At 40.5% G+C, this 20,426-nt stretch carries 13 protein-coding genes; 7 read left to right on the top strand and 6 right to left on the bottom strand.

Features of this window, described 5'->3' with window-relative positions:
- Positions 1–14: 14 nt before the first annotated feature.
- Entirely contained in the window at positions 15–428 is a 414-nt protein-coding gene (locus WSC_RS0111630) for a CBS domain-containing protein (protein ID WP_026016813.1), read from the top strand.
- A 15-nt stretch (positions 429–443) separates the two neighbouring features.
- Here the strand turns inward: WSC_RS0111630 and WSC_RS0111625 are convergent, their stop codons facing one another.
- Together WSC_RS0111625 and WSC_RS0111620 are read right to left on the bottom strand one after the other, a co-directional pair.
- A complete protein-coding gene (locus WSC_RS0111625; RefSeq protein ID WP_016956103.1) occupies positions 444–1,673 on the bottom strand; it encodes a hypothetical protein in 1,230 nt (409 codons plus the stop codon).
- Between the two features lie 78 nt (positions 1,674–1,751).
- A complete protein-coding gene (locus WSC_RS0111620; RefSeq protein ID WP_016956102.1) occupies positions 1,752–2,129 on the bottom strand; it encodes a hypothetical protein in 378 nt (125 codons plus the stop codon).
- Positions 2,130–2,249: 120 nt separating this feature from the next.
- Between WSC_RS0111620 and ccoG the strand changes: the two genes are divergently transcribed.
- The 3 genes from ccoG (at position 2,250) to WSC_RS0111605 (ending at position 7,645) form a co-directional block, all read left to right on the top strand.
- Positions 2,250–3,683: a cytochrome c oxidase accessory protein CcoG gene (gene ccoG / locus WSC_RS0111615; RefSeq protein WP_016956101.1), complete on the top strand. Its 1,434-nt coding sequence runs from the start codon at positions 2,250–2,252 to the stop codon at positions 3,681–3,683.
- Positions 3,684–3,685: 2 nt separating this feature from the next.
- A complete protein-coding gene (prsT, locus tag WSC_RS0111610) occupies positions 3,686–6,451 on the top strand; it encodes an XrtA/PEP-CTERM system TPR-repeat protein PrsT (protein WP_016956100.1) in 2,766 nt (921 codons plus the stop codon).
- 87 nt (positions 6,452–6,538) lie between these two features.
- The gene (locus WSC_RS0111605; RefSeq protein ID WP_016956099.1) at positions 6,539–7,645 is read left to right on the top strand and encodes a choice-of-anchor A family protein; all 1,107 of its coding nucleotides are present in this window, start codon (positions 6,539–6,541) and stop codon (positions 7,643–7,645) included.
- A 56-nt stretch (positions 7,646–7,701) separates the two neighbouring features.
- Here WSC_RS0111605 and WSC_RS0111600 read toward each other — a convergent pair whose 3' ends face one another.
- From WSC_RS0111600 to WSC_RS0111590, 3 genes are all read right to left on the bottom strand, one after another.
- A complete protein-coding gene (locus WSC_RS0111600) occupies positions 7,702–8,979 on the bottom strand; it encodes an O-acetylhomoserine aminocarboxypropyltransferase/cysteine synthase family protein (protein WP_016956098.1) in 1,278 nt (425 codons plus the stop codon).
- Positions 8,980–9,742: 763 nt separating this feature from the next.
- Entirely contained in the window at positions 9,743–10,921 is a 1,179-nt protein-coding gene (locus WSC_RS0111595) for a pectate lyase (RefSeq protein WP_040394403.1), read from the bottom strand.
- A 272-nt stretch (positions 10,922–11,193) separates the two neighbouring features.
- Positions 11,194–13,212, bottom strand: a complete 2,019-nt coding sequence (locus WSC_RS0111590; RefSeq protein ID WP_016956096.1) for a glycoside hydrolase family 97 protein — start codon at positions 13,210–13,212, stop codon at positions 11,194–11,196.
- Between the two features lie 552 nt (positions 13,213–13,764).
- Here WSC_RS0111590 and WSC_RS0111585 point away from each other — a divergent pair.
- The 3 genes from WSC_RS0111585 to WSC_RS0111575 all read left to right on the top strand — a co-directional run bounded on the left by WSC_RS0111585 (position 13,765) and on the right by WSC_RS0111575 (position 19,331).
- A complete protein-coding gene (locus WSC_RS0111585; protein ID WP_016956095.1) occupies positions 13,765–16,233 on the top strand; it encodes a TonB-dependent receptor in 2,469 nt (822 codons plus the stop codon).
- Between the two features lie 98 nt (positions 16,234–16,331).
- Positions 16,332–17,816, top strand: a complete 1,485-nt coding sequence (locus WSC_RS22625; RefSeq protein ID WP_016956094.1) for a 2OG-Fe(II) oxygenase family protein — start codon at positions 16,332–16,334, stop codon at positions 17,814–17,816.
- 15 nt (positions 17,817–17,831) lie between these two features.
- Positions 17,832–19,331, top strand: a complete 1,500-nt coding sequence (locus WSC_RS0111575; RefSeq protein WP_016956093.1) for a tryptophan halogenase family protein — start codon at positions 17,832–17,834, stop codon at positions 19,329–19,331.
- On the opposite strand, the gene WSC_RS0111570 is transcribed toward WSC_RS0111575, so the two are convergent.
- Positions 19,328–20,221, bottom strand: a complete 894-nt coding sequence (locus WSC_RS0111570; protein ID WP_026016811.1) for a sugar kinase — start codon at positions 20,219–20,221, stop codon at positions 19,328–19,330. The genes WSC_RS0111575 and WSC_RS0111570 overlap by 4 nt on opposite strands.
- Positions 20,222–20,426: the final 205 nt, after the last annotated feature.

Genomic DNA, 20,426 nt, shown 5'->3' with positions numbered 1-20,426 from the left:
ATGAGGTTAGTTAGTTGAGTATTGCTAAAATAATGAGTGCCACAGTCGTATCTGTAGAAATGGACGACTCATTAGCCGAAGTGAAACGCATTTTTGATAATGCTCATTTTCATCACCTTGTGGTTATCGCCAACAACAAACTTGTTGGCGTAATATCAGATCGAGACTTACTAAAAGCGCTCAGTCCAAATATAAATAGCGCTGCTGTGACCGCAAAAGATTTAGCTTGTTTAAACAAAAAAGCCCATCAAATTATGTCGCGCCATCCGATAACCCTATTAACCACCGCAAGTATTAAAGACGCGGTACAGACATTTAACCAACACAAAATATCCTGCATTCCAATTGTTGATCAGAATAATAAAGTACAAGGCATAGTCACTTGGCGTGATGTGATGCGTAAATTAGCCGAGGCTTATCAAAAGTAGTGATGTTGTAAACCACTATTTACGCACCCATCCCAAAGCAGTATATAGAGGTATAGCATGATAGTTTTGCTCACGTAACAACTGCATAGTTTGATTATCCATATTTACAGCACGTAGCAGTTCAATAATATCGTCTTTTTCATCCATGTTAGTGCTAGCTAGCATTTTGTATTGGGTAAAAGCTTTTGCTTTGGCAATCAACTGCTGTAGCTCAAGCTGCTCACCGCTGTCTTGATCGAACACAGGAATGGCTGGAATATAATTACAATTTAACGCATCAATAATTTTATGTAACGCAGGTTCAGCTAACTGCATTAAATTGGCAGTTATTTCACCACTCGGCAGATAACTTTCAATCGCCTTAACACGAAAGTCACTCCTATGCTGTGAGGCAGTTTTAATACTGTCTTGCTGAACTTCTTTGGCTAATGCCGACAATAAATTAAATAACATTAGCTCAGCAAATACACTCATATATGCAAGGACAAATACTATATGCAAGTCTTTGCGCTGTTGTTGGCGCGCAATAAACAGTGCAGACAAAGCGGTCCAATAAGCAAAACAGCGAAACCTAGTCCAAGGCTGTTTTAACAACTCCTTTTGTTGCGCAACAATACGCTCAACAAACAACACAGGTATTAGTGCAGTCGTGCCTTTAACATTCAAAAAGTTAATTGCTTTTTTTAAGTCAGTAGAATCTTGGTTTTTAAAATAGGATTTACATTCAGTGCTATTAGTAAAAAACGTAATATGCTCGGCTAACCAGTTGCAAGGGGTTAAGACAGAATCAAGTCCATTTACCGACAGTCTTTCATCCCCTAACACAGAAAAGATCCGTTTAAAGTGACCTAAATCTCGAGTGTCGGCAAAATACTTCAGCGGATAATTATTTAATACACCTTCCAATTGTTTCTCTAACATTAGATCAATACTGCGATGAACCGAGTTGATCTTTTGTTGCAGACTATTTTTATCTGACTGGCGTTTCTTAAGTGCTTCAATTTCCACATCAAGCAATTGGCGATTTAATTCAGATTGATAAGCTTTTTGCTCCTCTTCTAGCCGAGCTTGCAAATTTCCTTGGGCTAAATAGTGGTAAAAAGTTTGTTGTGCGGATAACAAACGGGGTGATATAGCATTGCGCTCTTTATAACTTAAGCGCACATGGGCTTTCTTCTTAAGTTTAAGATCTTCAATCGGGGTGGTAACATCACCATCAAACGGAATATCATCTAAAAAAGACATACGACTCCTTTTGCCTTTATATCGCCACTAAATACACCAGACTGTTTTATCACATTTTACGAACAAAAAATCAACAAATTAGTTATTTTTGCTCAACGCAGCTTGTGTTTTAACGGCTTGGCGACAGACGTCTGCTAAGTTTTTATCACTAAAAATAGGATGATAAGGCTCATCTTGTTGATAACAGTAGTTTTCAACAAAACGAGCAATAGATTGTTCGCTTCTGCTAATTTGTTTTAAATGTTGTTGCTCAGATGGCGCAAATTGATCAAACCTGTGGGTAAAGTGCTCATGCAAATCAGACGGTTTAATCATACTGTTCGATTTAGTCACTGAGCCTGCCGATTGCCACACGTCACCGACGATACGATTTTTAAATCGCTGAAATTCAGGTGTTTGCCATATGTGCATGGCTGCAGCAATTAAAACAACCCAAATCAACAACTTCTTTAACATAATTGATCCAAAACATAAAAAGGCGAAAAACGTCGAATAATGGCTTAGTTTTAACTAAGTAAACCGCTATACTTAGTTGTTAACAAGCCTAAGAGACATCAATAGAGCCTATCCTAAGCTATGACGGACAAAATTGATATAAAATCAGATACAAACCCGGTTAAAATTCAACCAGCTAAAAGCTCTAGTAACTCGCATAAGTCAGCCCGTAACAGAATATACGTTAGAGCCGTTCAAGGTTTATTCCAAACGGTAAGACGCCGTATCGGATTTTTGTTTATGGCAGCGTTTATGCTGCTACCTTGGCTGCAATTCAATGGTAAACAAGCCATTTTATTTGATCTACAAAATCAAGAATTTAATATTTTCTCACTAACTCTATGGCCACAAGATTTAATGCTACTGGCTTGGATATTTATTATTGCTGCCTTTGCGCTGTTTTTTGTCACCACTTTTATCGGCCGGGTTTGGTGCGGCTACATGTGCCCACAAACGGTTTGGACTTTTATCTTTATTTGGTTTGAAGAAAAAATTGAAGGCACTCGCCACCAAAGAATGAAATTAGACGAGCAACCCATGTCTAATCAAAAATTCTTTAAAAAGGCGCTCAAACACACTTGCTGGGTTTTGTTCAGCTTGCACACTAGTTTGACTTTTATTGGCTATTTTTCTGATATCGCCAATTTATACATAGATTTTTTCACTTTTAATGCTGGGTTTTGGCTAAGTTTCTGGGTGCTATTTTTTACCGCTTGCACCTACGCTAATGCTGGTTGGATGCGCGAAATTATGTGCACACATATTTGTCCGTACGCACGCTTTCAAGCCGCCATGTTTGATAAAGACACCTTTACCGTGTCATACGATGCAAGCCGTGGTGAAAACCGTGGGCCTAGATCACGCAAAGCTGACCCTGCTATACTCGGATTAGGCGACTGCATTGATTGTAATTTGTGTGTGCAAGTTTGCCCAACCGGCATAGATATTCGTAACGGTTTACAGTACGAATGTATCAACTGCGGTGCATGTATTGATGCCTGTGATGGCGTTATGGACAAAATGGGCTACCAAAAAGGCCTAATTAGTTACACCACAGAGCGTATTTTAGAAGGCGGAAAATCACATATCTTTCGCAGCAAATTAGTTGGTTATGGGATAGTGTTAATTGTGATGATATCCCTTTTCGCCAATGCTTTGCTCACGCGTAAACCTTTCGATTTAGATATTATCCGTGATAGAAACCAACTGTATCGTGAAAATTTTGATGGTCATATTGAAAATACCTTCACACTGAAAATACTAAATAAATCGCAACAAGATAGGGTTTACCAATTAGCAGTTGACGATTTGGCTGATGAATACCAATGGATTGGTGAACAAAAAGTATTAGTGCATGCAGGAGACGTTGCCAGCATCCCAGTAAGTTTAGTGGTGGCACCGGAATATTTACATGAGAAAAAAATCGATTTTTATTTTGTCATCACTATGCGACCTCAAGACGGCGAACCTGTTACCTTATACGAGGAAAGTCGATTCTTTAATCGCTTTAGATAAACATGAAAGCACTAATTTATCTTTGTTTATGTATTATTGGCACTGCGGCACCAAATCAGCTATATGCGGAATCACAACGCAATCAGTATTATGAAGTCGCTTTAGCTGACTACCGTCAAGGCTCATTAGCAGCCGCGGTTATCAATCTTAAAAATAGTTTACAACAATCACCTAGTTACACCCCTGCCCGTATTTTGTTGGGGCAAATATATGTTGAGCAAGAAGATTATATTTCCGCCAACAAAGAGCTAACGATTGCACTGACTGACAATGGCGACTGGCGCAAAATTTTACCTTTGTTAGTGCAAAGTAAAATTCAGCTATCAGAAATTGACCAAGCAATTGAATTGGTTGAGTCATACCCATTTGAACGGGATGCTGACATTGTTATTTACCGAGCTCGATTGGCTATGCTTAAAGAGTCCTATACAACAGCTGAAGACGCTGTAGCACAAGTTCTACAAAATATACCGACACATACCCAAGCTCAGTTGCTGCAAGCTGAGCTATTGCTCAAACAAAACGCACTTGATTTAGCCATTAAACAAATTGAGCAAATTCTAAGTACATCTCCCGATAATATTAAAGCGCTGTTGTTGTTAGCTCAAAGCAAACAACAGCAAGAAGATTTACCCCAAGCGCTCGCGGCATACGATCGTATATTATCTTTGCAACCTGAACACACACTCGCTTTGTTTGGTAAAACCTCATTATTGCAAAAACTGCAGCGTGGAGAAGAATCGTTAGCTTTAAGTTTGCGCCTGCGCGACAAACTACCGAATAACCCTTTTGCTAAGTTACTTCATGCAGTTGTTGCAGGTTCAAATCAAACAGATGAACGTGAAGTAAAAGAGATTTTAAATGATATCAATGCTCAGTTATCTGTGATTGATCAGGAGAAAGTACCGAGCAGCCAGATAAAATTAATGTCAGGTTATGTCAATTATTTAAGCAAAAATTACCAGTCCGCTAAACGTGATTTTCTAAATTACAAACTGAATAATCCTGACGATTCGGTGATTTATAAAATGCTTGCCGAAACTGAAATCAAATTGAACAACCTGTCGCAAGCATTATTTTATTACCAAGAATATTTACAACGCCACCCTGAAAACGAGCTAGCCTTGGCGAAAATGTTGTCGCTCGCTAAGACACAATGGCCGTTAGAAGAATACGCTAAACAGTTAGCTAAAGCGCGCACACAATTTCCAGAAAATGTGTCGTTTCGTAATCATCAAGCAGCAGTTTTTATTGCGCAGGGGCATAAAGAAAAAGCTCATGCATTGTTAAAAACGGCGACACAAAGCAATATTTTTCAACTGGACTTACAACTGAGCCAGTTGTTAGTTGAAATAGAAGAATACACACTTGCAGGTGAAATAATTTCCGCACTATTAACCCAGCAACCTTTGAATCCACTGAGTCATCAAACAGCAGCAGAGCTCTACATAAAAGTTGGCCAAACGGAACGTGCACAACAATTTCTTCAGCAAGCTTTACAAATCCGCGCCGATTATGCCCCAGCTTTGTTATTACTTGCGAGCTTAGCTGTCAAACAAAATGAATTATCACTGGCACACAGTTATCTGCAAAAAATTGACCACAAAAATACCACTTGGTATCAACTAAGTGCCTCATTAGCCATGCAGCAAAATGACTATGCAAAAGCACTCAATTACCTACAGGCTTCACAAAAGATAGAAACTGAGTTATCAACTACTAAAGCGATAATTGAACTGCATTTACGTATGCAGCAATACAATGACGCATATCAGTTACTGAGCCAAGCACTCGAACAAAGCAATTTAGATGCCGAGCTGCTGCATTTACACATAAAATACCAATTGCTAATTCATCAAGCTGTAAGCGCCAAAACCTTCAATACCCTATTTGGTTTGTATTACGATGATGCCAACAAACTATTTGAGTTGTACAGTTTGGCTGCTCGTGCTGGTAATAACGAAATTCAACAAAAGCTCATACGTCGAATTGCTCAACTAGATCACGACCCTGCTCGCCTGCTTTACGTCCGAGTCCAGCAGGCAATTAATCAAGCAGATGTAAAAGCAGCACACCAGTTAATTCAACAACTTAAACTGGCCGACCAACAAGCCAACTATGCCATGGCCATTGAAGAACTAGAATACAACTTAGCTTACCAGACACAAAATTGGCCGCTGGCTCAAAACATTATCAGTAATCTTTTTACCAAAACTCGTAGTGCCCAGCATTTTAAAGCTTATATTGGCGTGGTTTTACAACAACAGCAATTTATCTTGGCTGAACAATTATTAGATGATTGGTTGAGTGTTCACCCTAGTGATGTGACGGCGATAAATTTACAATCACAGGTATTACAACAGCTCAATAAAACAGATAAGTTATTAGATTTATTAACATTAGCCAATAATAAAATGGAAAACGCTGTCATTTTACATAAACTTGCCCATTTACTGACAAATACATCATTTTCACAAGCACTGCAGTACGCAAAACGAGCAGTTGAACTCGCCCCGACAAACCCTGCGTATACAGACACATATGGCTGGCTATTATTCCAAGACAAACAATATGATAAAGCTTTGGAATATTTAAGAATTTCAGAATCATCTGATGCCAAAAACCCCTATGTACTTTACCATTTATCAGCAACATTAGTCGCGTTGAAACGCACCAATGAAGCGCTTGAGATTTTACAAAACTTAATAAAACAGCCACTTCCAGAAGAAATAAAGCTTAAGGTCGCTAATTTATATAAAAGCTTATGATTTTTTCCCACTGCCATTGTGTTTGCACAAAATTTAGCCTAAACTTGCCCGACCAGTGTTTAGTTGTTGTTGTTTTGGTTATTGTTGATGAAGTTTAAATCTCTTGCGCTAGTTTCTGTATTATTCTCAGCCTCTGCTTTAAGTTATGAAGTCGACCTTGGTGTTGCTGCTGACTACAACATTTTTGTGCAAAATGATTTTACCCATACAGGCTGGGCAGACTCGCAAGGAAAAATCGCCGTTGGTGGCAATGCTTCACTCGACAATTACGATGTCGCTGTGAATTTTAGCTCCACGGAAGGCCGAGATGGTGTGCAATTTTGGCAAGGTGAGACAGGTTATGCTGACGTACTTGTAGTACAAGGCGATCTAAGCACCAACCGAAACTCCAATCAAATTAAAGGTAACTTGGTTTTGGGCGGCGACCTATATAAACAAGGAAGCCTTGTCAACGACATAGATGCTTTACCATCATGGGAAAACCCAGTAAATGGCGAAGTATTTAGTTATGAGCATAATCCAATAAACTTTGATACTGCTTTTGCCGCGTTAAACAAGCTGTCGGAAGATTTAGCTAATATGGCCAACACAGGTAATTTAGTTGCTGAAGGCAATGAACATTGGACCAGCACATCTGGTTTTATCTTCACACCTGATCAAGCGTTAGTCGATGAAGCAGGTGCGTTTATCGCAACCATAGATGGCGAAACACTCAAAAACGCAGCTGATTTTAAATCAGTTAATTTAGACGCTAATACACCAATTATTATTAATGTCAGTGGGAAAAATGTGAGTTTTGATTCAGTAAATTATTACGACAACTTAGCGCAGTCGTATGCTGGTCCATATGACACCTCACGCACTGACAAAAAGTCACCTAGTAGTATTTTGTATAACTTCTATGAAGCAGAAAGCATTGAATTCAGCGGTGGATTTATGGGCCATATCCTTGCTCCAAAAGCTGATTTCAGCTATCTAGGTGGTGATTTAAGTGGTCAGTTAATTGCGAAAAGTATGACCAGCAACGCCCAAATGAACTTGTGGCAAGGTTTATATGACGAACCAACAATTGGTGGCACACCTGTAGTATCAGAGCCACAAACAATTGCCTTTTTCTTATTGCTGGCCGGTTATTTAGTGATTAACCGAAAAAAGCTAGTTGCAACCCCAAAAGTAACTTTAGCCGCAGCTTAATCTAGTAAGCCATCAACAATTTTAGCCGATAACCCAAAGGTTATTGGCTAATCAACCTAAACCACCACTGCATCTAATGCTTGGCTAACATCGGCGATAATATCGTCAATATGCTCAATGCCGACAGAAATACGTACCAGTGATTGGCTAACGCCAGCACTTTGCAATTGCGACGGCGTTAACTGCCTATGTGTGGTTGAAGCTGGATGACAGGCTAACGATTTAGCATCACCAATATTGACTAATCTTAAAATCATTTTCAGTGCATCAATAAATTGTGCGCCAGCTTCGGCGCCACCTTTAATATCAAAACTTAAAATACCAGATGCTTTGCCGCCGACTATTTTCTGACAGGTATGATAATAAGGGCTATCGGGTAAAGCGGCGTAATTCACTTTGTTTACTTTGGGGTGTGATAATAAAAACGCCGCAAGCTTTTCTGCATTGTGACAATGGCGTTCAATTCTTAGCCCAAGCGTTTCTAGTCCTTGTAATATTTGAAAGGCATTCATTGGCGCAATAGCCGCGCCTGTAACTCTGAGCGAAACCACGCGGCAACGGGTAATGTAGGCTAATTCGCCCAAAGCTTCGGCAAAATTTAAATTATGATAAGCAGGCTCAGGGTCGTTTAACACTCTAAAACGCTCTTTATTGGCCGCCCAATCAAAGCGGCCTGAGTCGACTATCATGCCACCCACAGCAGTGCCATGACCGCCAATGTATTTAGTTAGCGAATGAACAACAATGTCAGCGCCAAATTCAAAAGGTTTACATAAATACGGCGTTGCTACTGTGTTGTCGACAATAAGCGGTACACCATGGCGGTGTGCAATATCTGCTAGCTTTGCAATATCAACAACATTACCCGCAGGGTTACCAATAGACTCACAAAAAATCGCTTTGGTTTTATCGTCAATCGCCGCTTCAAACCCAGCAAAATCGTCGGCGGAGACCATTTTTACATCCACGCCCATACGCGGTAAAACTTGGGTAAATAAGGTATAACTGCCACCATATAACTGGCTGGTACTAACAATGTTGTCGCCCAACTCTGTTAATGATTGAATCGCGTAGGTTATCGCCGCCATGCCAGATGCCAAAGCAAGCCCAGCAACACCACCTTCCATTTGCGCAACACGTTTCTCCAACACTTCAGTGGTTGGATTCATGATCCGAGTATAAATATTGCCTTTAACTTTCATGTTGTTTAAGTCGGCTCCATGCTGAGTATCATCAAACGTATAAGATGTGGTTTGATAAATAGGCACAGCAGCCGCTTTAGTTGTCGCCTCAGATTCATAACCATGGTGCAGCGCTAAAGTTTCTAATTTCACTTTATATAATTCCTGAATGGTACTTTCGGGTGACACGATATTTGATTGAAATATTAAAATCAAATCCTCACGCCAAGCACAACTAAACTAGATATAAACGAATAGGCTTGATAGAAAAGGAAGTAGTTCGGATGGAAAAGTACGACAAAGTGATGTGAGTTTTTTGCGTACCTTGCATACGCGCCCTCTCGGCGCTGCATAGTCATTTGGTCGTCAAGCTCAGTCTTGGCGACCAGAACAATAGATTAGATCGCCACTACCGGCAATATCACTAAAAACAGTACCCAAACCATAACATCGTAGACAGCGTCTTTTACTTTTTGTGAAATATGCATTGTTAATCTCCCGTATTGATGAAGACTTTCACACAGACAAACACTGCGACAACATAGAAAGTTTTTAGACCTAACTAAAGCTAACTAACCTGAACTAAACCAGCTTAAAGTGCTTCAATTTAAAACTCTGATGTAGATATTATCGGCGTTTTTTGTAGGTAAAGTGATTGGCTGAAACTGCAGATGAGAACTAAATCTCGAACAGGATAAATATAATAAATTTAATGCGACATTCGACACAAAAAAACGGCTGACTAATCCATTAGCCAGCCGTTTTGCACATACACAAGGGGATAAGTAACTCAGCTAAGAGCTAGAGCAATAATTTAGAGCAAAATCTCTTTTTCATGGATGAAAAAGCGAAGCTTACAAGGATGTACTTGCAGCGTTTTTGTGAAAATTATGCTCTAGTTCTAGCATGGTTACGCCTACAGACCTGATACGTCTGAGGTTGATACATCACAGGCTGCGGTATTCCACGCTTCACCATATTTAGTTGAAGAGCTGCCTTTTTGTACACCTTGATACTCTTCACAAACTGGTGGATTACCAGAGCCATAGTTTTTAATACGCAAGTTGCGGATAGTTGCTTTATCACCATAGTTGCGGTTTACACCGGCAATTGAGCCAATGCTCGCATCAATATTTACATCGTAAACAATCAAATTACGCGGACCACCATTGTCGGTACAGTTACCACATGAACGCCATAATTTGCCATGGGTACCATAAGCGGTAAATCCACCAGCAACTATAGTTGTACTGTTTTTAGAGTTGTGTTGGAAAATTTTATCTGGTGTGCCGCCGTAACCAGAAGTTGAGTTATAAGCAGAGCCACCAACAATCGTCATAGTGCCGCCTTCTGATTTATTGGTTGCCGCATCTTCACAAATATCGTTCCAAGTAACGTCAGCTAAAGTACAGTTACCGCTAGAACAGTGAATACCATCAGCACCACCAGATGAGGACAATTTAACGTTGCGAATAGAAGAATTTTTTAAGGTTAATACAGCGCCTTGGCTTTCATCATCACCAACACAGCTTAAGCCGATTGTTTTGCCACCACAGTCAACAAATCTATTGGTTAGAGTTGCACCTGCATAACATTCGCTTGATGATCCAACTTTTTGGAAAGTCCACAACTGGCCAGCGCCACCCCAATAAGAGTATAAACGCGCGTCTGCCCCAGCAAACATGCTTACACCCCAAACATCAATGGCTTTGTTGCTGAATTTTGAAATAATTGAATAGTAGCTGCTACCGCGATCATCAATGTACCATCTTTGATTTTCGGCACCTGTGTAATCCCATTGACGAACTTCGGCACCGTCGCCAGCGTTCCAACCCCAAACGTCTAGCGATTTGCCACTGTGAACAGGGCGAATTGAATAACTGCCATCACCTAAATCAGTCACATCAAATTGCTGATTACTATAACCCAGGGTGAACCAAGTCATAACGTTAGCACCACCAGCGGTACTAAAACTATCAACATCTAACGCGTTACCATTTAGTTTTGAAACAATAACATATCGACCAGACGATAGTGCAGCGATACTGGTCGCAGAAAAGACCATTAAGGCCAATGCGATAATTAATCGACTCATATTTTTTCCTAATTTTGTGTGTAAAGTGTATAAAAGCCACTTGGCCACCGGTGGCATTTTAGTAACGGCTAAAAACTAAAAACGGTTGTGCAGTGGCAAGATTCATCGATTGGTTTGTGTCCCAATGCAAATGAACATTAAAAATACTAAAGTATTATTAAATTATTTGAAAGTATTTTGTTAAAAAAATTTAAATTTAATGATATTTGAAAACAAAAAAGGAGTTGCCCGCGAACCGACAACTCCAAAGACAGGGGGATTTGGAATAAAAACTAAAGCTTGCTAATGCGTGCAGTGTAACCGCCAGAAGGCGCTAACTTCATCACAAGCTTGTCGTTAGCTGTGACAGTTTTAACAATTTTCTTGTAATCTTCTGCCCAGCGTGCGGCGTTAATGCCATCTTGGAATATCTCAATCTGGTATTTTTGCCCTTTGTCTAAGAAAGACAAATCTAACGCTAATTCACGTGCATGCTCATCATTTAACGTGCCGACAAACCAAGTATCACCATGTTGTCGAGCCAAAGATATATAGTCACCAATTTTGCCATGTAATACTTTTGTTTGGTCCCAAACAGTTGGTACTTTCGCCATAAATGCCGCACATTCATGCTCTCTGCGATAATTTGTTGGCGTGTCTGCCATCATTTGCAGCGGGCTTTCAAATACAGTTAACATCGCCATTTGATGCACACGTGTTGTTTGGCTCATTGGTCGCTCAAAACGAACGGTAAAATCTTTATGGTCAGCATCAACACCTTTGTAAGCAGCTGGGCCTTGGGCATTTGACATAGCACCAGGTGTATAGTCCATAGGACCGGCAACCATACGGATAAATGGTAAAATTGTATTGTGTTCTGGTGTGCTATCTTCACTCCACTTGTTCCACTCCAAACCTTTCACACCTTCTCGTGAAATTACATTTGGGTAAGTGCGGCGCAAACCAGCTGGTTTGTATGAACCATGGTAATCAACTAACAGTTTTCTTTTTGCTGCTTCATCGGCTATTTTCCAATAAAAATTAACCATTTGTTGATCATCACGCTGGAAGAAATCAGGCTTGATACCCACTGCGCCCAACTCGGCAAATCTGTCCATAGCTTGATCAAATTGGTCGCGCAAAGTTAACCAAGAGGTCCATAAAATAATCCCAACACCTTTTTCATTTGCATGGGCAATAATTGCAGGTACATCCATTTCCGGTACAGTCCCCATCAAGTCACCTAGTGGATACCAACCTTCATCTAAAATTACGTATTCAATACCGTATTCCGCAGCAAAATCTATGTAATATTTATAGGTTTGAGTGTTAACGCCCGCTTTAAAATCAACGCCGTATAAGTTGTTGGCGTTAAACCAATCCCAAGCGACTTTACCTGGTTTAATCCATGAAATGTCTTGTACTTTGTTTTCAGCCGCCAACTGATAAGTCAATTGATTGGTGATCAGCTCACCGTCGTTTTGCGCTATCGCTAATACACGCCACGGGTAGTTACGTTTACCCTGAGTACGGGCTAAATAATCAGCGCGTTTGGTAATAGGCTCATTGCGGTCAACCCAAGGTTTTAACGCTTGTTTCTCAAGTGGATAAGCCGGAAAAGTTGCAACTAAACCATTCGAACCTGTGCCTTTTAGCCACATACCCGCATAGTCGTGTAAGTCAGTTTCTGTCACCAATACTTTAATTTGGTTCGATTCAACTAACGCTGGTGTGCTGGCTAAAGTCGTCGCTGCAACATCTGCTACTTTTTGATAGATGTAACTTCTTTCGTTGTGCGAATAAAAACCTTCTTCTTCCGGTAAATACACGTCGGCTTGTTTAGCAAAGTTGAACTGTGCAATTTCATTTAACACAGTAACCTTGTTGTCTAAATCTGTGATAAAGCGGTAAGCCACACCATTGTCAAACGCTCTAAACTGTACCTTGTAGCCATTGCTAAAAGTGACCGTCAGCTGATTGTAGTGATCATGGATCTTAGCTGATTTTACTTTTACTTCAGGGGTCAGCCACTGGTTAACTGTATCGCGCTGGCTGTCAGTTATGCGAACTTGCTCAGATAAGTTTTTATAACCCGCCAATTTTAAATCAATCATTGAAGGTAAAATGACTGATTTACCGGCCACATTGACAGAATATTTTAATGTTTGCGCGTGCTCTAACTTAACCTCAATTTTATTGTCCGGCGAATTTAGCGTGAGCGTATTTGCCCATGCAGGCGCTAGCGCACTGACTGCCGTTGCTGATATGACCAGCCCATGTAAGCAGGCTTTTTTAAGTTGCATGAATTTCATGAATACATCCTCGTTTGTCGATAAATGTTCAAACAGTAGCTTAAACGTTTAACCTAAGATAATGGATCTTTTTTAAACAAACAAGAAACCTTTTATAAATATTTTACAACATTTAATTTTTATCCATAAAAATCAATTATTTAAACTGTCACTTTTTTAACCTATGCCAAGAAGCAGCGCTGACCTTTCACACCGCCTCACTACAAAAAATAACCACCTGATATATAAAGACTTTATTTTAAATTAAATATTTTCACCCCGCACTTTTCCGACTAATTTTCTTGTTAATCATGCAGTTAATTTAAAAATACCAGTGTTAAAACACAACATGGTTAACATTAATTAAACATTTTTCATTGACAATAAAATAAATCTGCCTATTATTTACTCTTAATCGTTACAGAAGATTTTAAACAGAGGTATTTTTGTAACGTTTACCCTGATACAAACAACAATAGTCAGGAAGCAAAATTAAACCAATCTACTAGACTCTAGAGGTTGCGATTTAAGTTGAAACGAATATTGAAATGCTAATTGAGGAGCACAATACTGATGTCCCATTCAAACTTAAACAAAAGTAAAATAAGCCTAGCAATTGCTGCAACCTTGGGCTTGAGCATGCCAGCTATCGCTCAAGACCAAGCAGAAGAAAATAATAAAAAGAACGATTCTTTTGAAACTATCGTAGTGACAGGTTCACCCGGTGGTCGTACTCAAATTGAATCAGCGGTTGCAGTAACCAGTGTTGACGCTGAAATGATTAAAGATTTCCAGCCGAGCTCTGAAGCTGAAGTGTTCCGTATGATCCCAGGTATCCAAGTAGCTGGTACATCAGGTCCAGGCGGTAACTCAAATATAGCAGTGCGTGGTTTACCAGTTGCAACCGGTGGTTCACCTTTCGTTCAAATTCAAGAAGATGGTTTACCAACCGTATTATTTGGTGATATTCAATTCGGTAACAATGACTATTGGACTCGTTTTGATGCTTCGGTCGACAGAGTTGAAGGTGTACGTGGTGGTACAGCCGGTACTTTTACTTCACAAGCACCAGGCGCTATTATCAATTACATCAGCAACTATGGTGAAATTGAAGGTGGTTTTGTTAAATTAACTACAGGTCTTGGTTACGACGAAAACCGCGTTGACTTTCGCTACGGCGGCCCAGCTGGCAATACTGTCAATTTCCACCTTGGTGGATATATGAAAAGTGGTAAAGGCCCACTAGATGCTGGTTACAATGTTAGTGAAAGTTTCCAGCTAAAAGGTAACTTAACTAAATTTTTAGCCGACGACGTCAGCTATATCCGTTTCTTATTTAAAGTAGCTGATACTCAAGAGCCAAACTATACTGGTGCGCCAGCGCTAGCTAGCTATAGTGGTAACAAAATTGACAATGTAAAACCATTCCCTGGTTTTGATGGCCGTACTCAATCAAACTACTCAATTCACAACCAAGAGTTTTTAATTGTTAATCGCCAAGGTGATTTAGAAAGAGTCAAAATGTCAGGCATTACCACTCAAGCTTTATCGCTTGGTAATGAATTACACTTTGAATTTGCCGACGGCATAGTTTTAGACAATAAACTCCGTTGGACGGATATGAGTGGCGGTTTCACAGCCCCATTTTTAAATGCAACACCAACTTCAGGCGTGATTGGCTCTGAAGTGAATGGCGCAACAGTTGCGGAAATTCGTTACGCCAATGGCCCACAAGCAGGCGACGTTTATAACAAAGAATTTTTAAATAACAACACCAATGTAAGAACTAACATTCGTGATATTGGTAGCTTTGTAAATGACTTAACTTTGTCAAAAGAATTCGACTTTGCCGGTGACATTTTCACTGTCCGCGCAGGTTATTTCTTTATGAATCAAGACATAGCAATGGACTGGCACACTAACCGCACATTCTCAGAGTTAAGTGGTGACGATCCAGCAATGTTAGATTTGTTTGACGATGCTGGTAACCAATTAACCGCCAATGGTATCGCAGGTTTTAACGATAACTGGGGTTCGTGTTGTGCACGTGATTATGACCTTTCTTATACCAATACAGCGCCATACGTATCATTAGATTACGACACAGAATTAATGACGTTGGATGCAAGTATACGTCGCGAAACTGTTGATGCGTCAGGTTGGACTTACGCAGGCGGCGCTAGTTTTATGACGGATATTGACGGTATTAGTATCCCGACTATGATTGGCAACGGCAGCAGTGAAAAATTAAACTACTCAGTTAGTTACGAGTCATGGACTGTTGGTGGTTTATACAAGTTAAATGAAAACAATAGCTTGTTTGCACGTACATCACGAGGTGGCCGTTTTAATGGTGATAGACAAACCGTTAGTGGCAAAATTGAAGCGGATGGTTCGTTAAACCAAGTAGGCCAAACGGCCGCAGTCGACTTTGTTAATCAGTCTGAAATTGGTATTAAACACAGAGGTGATGTATTAGGTGGTTATTACACCTTTGAGCTGACCTTACTACAAGGTGATTTCAAACAAAGTACCTTTGAATTATCAGCCACTCGTTGCCCAGGTGGTGCAGGCGGTTGTGTAATTGATGCTAAATACGAATCAACTGGTGCTGAAGTATTAGGTTCATTGCGAGTGGGTGACTTCAGTTTAGTTGGTAACGCAACCTTTACTGATGCACAAAAACAAGCAGCAGGTTCAACCGACTGGGTTAGAGCAGATGGTATCCCAGATTTAATTTATACAGTTTCTTCAAGCTATGACGTAACTGAACAAGTTAGAGTGGGTTTAAACGTGACTGGTCAATCAGATTCAATTGATGGCGCAGGTAATGAATACCCAGCATCTATGACTTTCGGTGGTCACATTGCTTATAGCCCAACCGAAAACTTAGAGTTTACCATCCAAGGTTACAACTTAACCGATGAGTTTGATTTACGTGGTAATGGTGGCTTAGTTCAAAGCTCTAGCTCACAAACAGTAATTTCGGGTGCGCCAGCGATTGGCCGTACTATGAAAGCATCTGTGAGTGTTAAATTTTAAGGCACACACTCCCCCTGATGTGCCAGGCCGCTTGTTTACAAGCGGCCGATTTAATAAGCTCTGCTACACTTAAATAGATTAGTATTTAAGGCAAATATATGAGTTCACTTAGCCCGCTTCAGCTAGCCCAACAACAATTAAACAATGGTAAAGCAGCTGCTGCCGTTGTTACTTTGCAACAATACTTAACCAGCAACAAACACGATCAAACTGCTTGGCAACTATTGGGTTACAGCCAGCAAATGCAGCAGGACTTACCCAATGCAATTGAAGCATTCACTCAGGCGTTAGCACTTGATGGCAATGATCAAGACACAGTGATAGCTCGCGCCAATAGTTACTTATTAGCCGGAATGAACGCAATTGATGCGTTTCAACATGCATTACAACTCGCACCAAACAATTTGCATGTATTAAGAGGTTACATCAAAGCTATAGAAGCACAGGGACAAATAGCCCAAGCAGAATCTTTGTTAAGCAACTTTGTTAACAAGCACCCAGCTTGGTTAGCTGGCCACAAACAACTCACCAGTTTGCGTATTATTCAAGGCAATGACAAAAATTACGATCAAAACTACCAGCAAGCGCTAGCTAAACAACCCAACAACTTAGCCCTATGGTTAGATTGGTACAAAATTCACATCCAACAAAAAAATTGGCCCAAAGCACTACATATAATTCAGCAAGCCACAGAGTATTTCCCCAATCAAGCTGAGTTGAAAATAGCCGAGCTGGTAATTGCGTGTGAAAACAATCAAGCGCAATCTGCACACAGCCTCTATCAGCAAATCCAAACAATAACAGATGTAAATAAAGATATGGCTTGGCTGCGCTTTAGCTTAAAACAAGGTGACTATGCCGCAGCAGAAAAGATTGCAAATACTTGGTTAGGCACAGCGGCAGAAAAATTATTTTGGCCGTATTTATCACTGATTTGGCGGTTAACTGACAACCCCAAGTGTCACTGGTTAGACGGCCAGCCACTTTATTTACAATGTCAGCATTTAGATTTAAACGAGCGAGAATTATCGCAATTAGTGCCATTGATTCGTTCGTTGCATCAAGCCAAAGCACCGTATGCGGAGCAATCGGTTAGAGGCGGCACACAAACAGACCAGCACCTTTTGTTAAGGTACGAACCAGCTATTCAACAACTCAAACAAAAAATAGATCAGGCAGTGCAGAAATATGTTGCACAGTTACCCGAAGCGGACCCAAAACATCCACTGTTAAAAGTAAACAAGCAAGAATTCGCACAAGAAAAAGTTATTTATAGTGGCAGCTGGTCGACTCGTTTGTCTGCTCAAGGATACAACGTCAACCATACTCACCCAGAAGGTTGGATAAGTTCCGCTTTGTATTTAAGTTTACCGGATACCCAAGCGCTCGGCCCAGCGCCCAATGGTTGGCTGCAGTTTGGCCAACCACCAAGCGAGTTGAACTTACCCCTTGCCGCAGAACAAACTATAGAACCCAAAGTAGCCCGCCTAGTGTTATTTCCGTCTACCATGTGGCACGGCACTGTACCTTTTGACGACGGTGAGCGATTAACCTTAGCTTTTGATGTAAAAGCCCCCTACTAACAACAAGGCAAACCTATGCAAGAAAAGGCCATTAAACAAATTTTAATATTAGGCGGCGGCACCGCAGGCTGGATGACAGCCGCTGCGCTAGCGAATGCATTGCAGAAAAACTGCCAAATTACCTTAATAGAATCAGAACAAATTGGCACTGTTGGTGTCGGTGAAGCAACTATTCCGCCGATCAGAACTTTTAACCAATCGCTTGGCATTAATGAAGCTGAATTTGTCAAAGCAACCCAAGGTACCTTTAAGCTAGGTATTGAATTTATTAACTGGGGCAAACAGCAACACTGCTATTTTCATCCATTTGGCAGCTACGGGCGCGCGTTCGACACAGTTAATTTACACCACTATTGGTTAGATGCTTTTAAACAAGGTAAAGCAAGCCGGTTAGACGACTATTGCATGGCTTGGGCCGCAGCGAAAAACAATAAGTTTGCACCACCTATCAACGATGCGCGCAATGTTTTATCTACCTACGAATATGCCTATCATTTTGACGCAGGTTTGTACGCGCAGTTTTTACGCCAATACGCACAGCAGCGCGGTGTAAAGCGTATAGAGGGCAAAGTAGAGTCTGTTAAACAAAACCCAGCTAATGAACATATTCAAGCCGTTACTTTAACCAATGGCCAAAGTTACAACGCCGAGCTATTTATCGACTGTTCAGGCTTTCGTGGAATTTTAATTGAACAAACATTAAAAACTGGCTACCAAAATTGGCAACATTGGCTGCCATGTGACAGCGCTTGGGCCGTGCCATCAGAGTCAGCAGAGTTAACCCCTTATACTAAATCGACCGCCCACACAGCCGGCTGGCAATGGCGTATACCACTGCAACACAGAACCGGTAATGGCCATGTATTTTGCAGCCAATATATGGCAGAGCAACAAGCACAAGATATTCTAATGGATAACCTGCCAGGCCAAACACTAGCTGAGCCTAGGTTATTAAAATTTACTACAGGCAGAAGAAACTTATTTTGGAACAAAAATGTTATTGCTATAGGTTTATCCAGTGGCTTTTTAGAACCGCTCGAATCCACCAGCATACATTTAATTCAAGCCGGCATTGCTAAGCTACTTGCGCTCTTTCCAGACAAAGATTTTGCTCAGCCTGTTATAGATGAATACAACCGAATTGCGATTGCAGAAATAGAAAACATTCGTGATTTTTTAATACTGCACTACAAGTTAACCGAGCGCGACGACAGCGAATTATGGCGCTACTGTAAAAACATGCAAATACCGCAAAGTTTGCAATATAAAATTGACCACTTTAAAAACTACGGACGCATTATTAAAGGAGAAATGGATTTATTTGCCCACGCTAGTTGGTTAGCCGTACATATAGGTCAAGGAAACTTGCCACAACAAACAGATCCACTGATGCAATATCGGCAAGTAAATCATGTGGAGTGGTTAGAAAAGCTAAAATTAGCAATGGACAGCGCGGCAGCTAAACTGCCGAGCCAACAAAGTTTTATCGACAGAAATTGCCGCGCAAACTATTAGTGAGTAATCGCACCTACATGGCGAATAACACTTTGCGCAACGTTGGCAGCCGCCGCAATTGCATCATCAATCGAAGTTTTTTGCATACGTGCAGCTAAATAGGTACCAGCAAAAGAGTCGCCTGCTGCAGTTGTATCAATACAAGGTGCACCTTCTAACACAGGTGAAAAGTAGTCAGTTTGTGGCGCAAATGCGTAAATGCCTGTTGAGCTTTTCACAACCACTTCTTTGCAGCCTAAGTTAAATACGTAGTTTTTAACTTCTTGGTGTGTTCTGTGGCCATAAACATTTTGATGATCAGTTAAACCAGGCAAAGCAATATCCGTTACTTGATAAGCTTTTTCATACCATTTTTGTGCTTGTTCTGGTGACTTCCAAACTTTAGCTCGGTAGTTAGGGTCAAATGCAATTGAACTGCCTCGCTCACGTAATTGCGCAATTAAATCAAGCAATTTCTGTTTATCTTCGTCAGCTAAAATGCCCAAACTAATGCCAGTAAAATACACAACATCAAAATGACGAAGTTGTTCTACGCCACCTTTTTCCGCAAATAATTTCATCAACTGAGTAGCGGCTGATTCTTTACGCCAATAATTTACGCAGCGCTGGCCTTGTGCATCACGGGTAATTGAATATAAACCAATTTGTCCTTCTGGTTGGCGGAAAACATAATCGGTTTTTAACTCTTCACCTTTAAATTGCGCCAACATCTCTTCGCTTAAACTATCTGTACCGATAGCTGACATGTAATAAACCGACAACTCTGGCGCCCAACGCTGTGCGTAAACCGCAGTATTATAAGTATCGCCCGCAAATGCGCGTTTAAAATTTAGTGGGTTGATGGCATTTAATTCCATCATACATTCGCCAATAGAAAGCAATCTAGTCATATTACACTCCGCCAGTAGTATTGAGTAAGGGTCAATAAGTTTGGTCAAATTTTCGACATATTACTTGTTGTTTTAGTAAATAACCACATGCATTTTATTTATTAACGAAACAATCAACATACAGCAGAGAAATATGCAATTTAAGTTCATTAATGAACTAGCCAATTTCAAACCTTGAATAATTCAATTCGCCATGCCATTTTTC

The sequence above is a fragment of the Catenovulum agarivorans YM01 genome (assembly GCF_000281085.1).
Lineage (GTDB): Bacteria > Pseudomonadota > Gammaproteobacteria > Enterobacterales > Alteromonadaceae > Catenovulum > Catenovulum agarivorans.
This window is presented reverse-complemented; position numbering and strand designations above follow the sequence as displayed.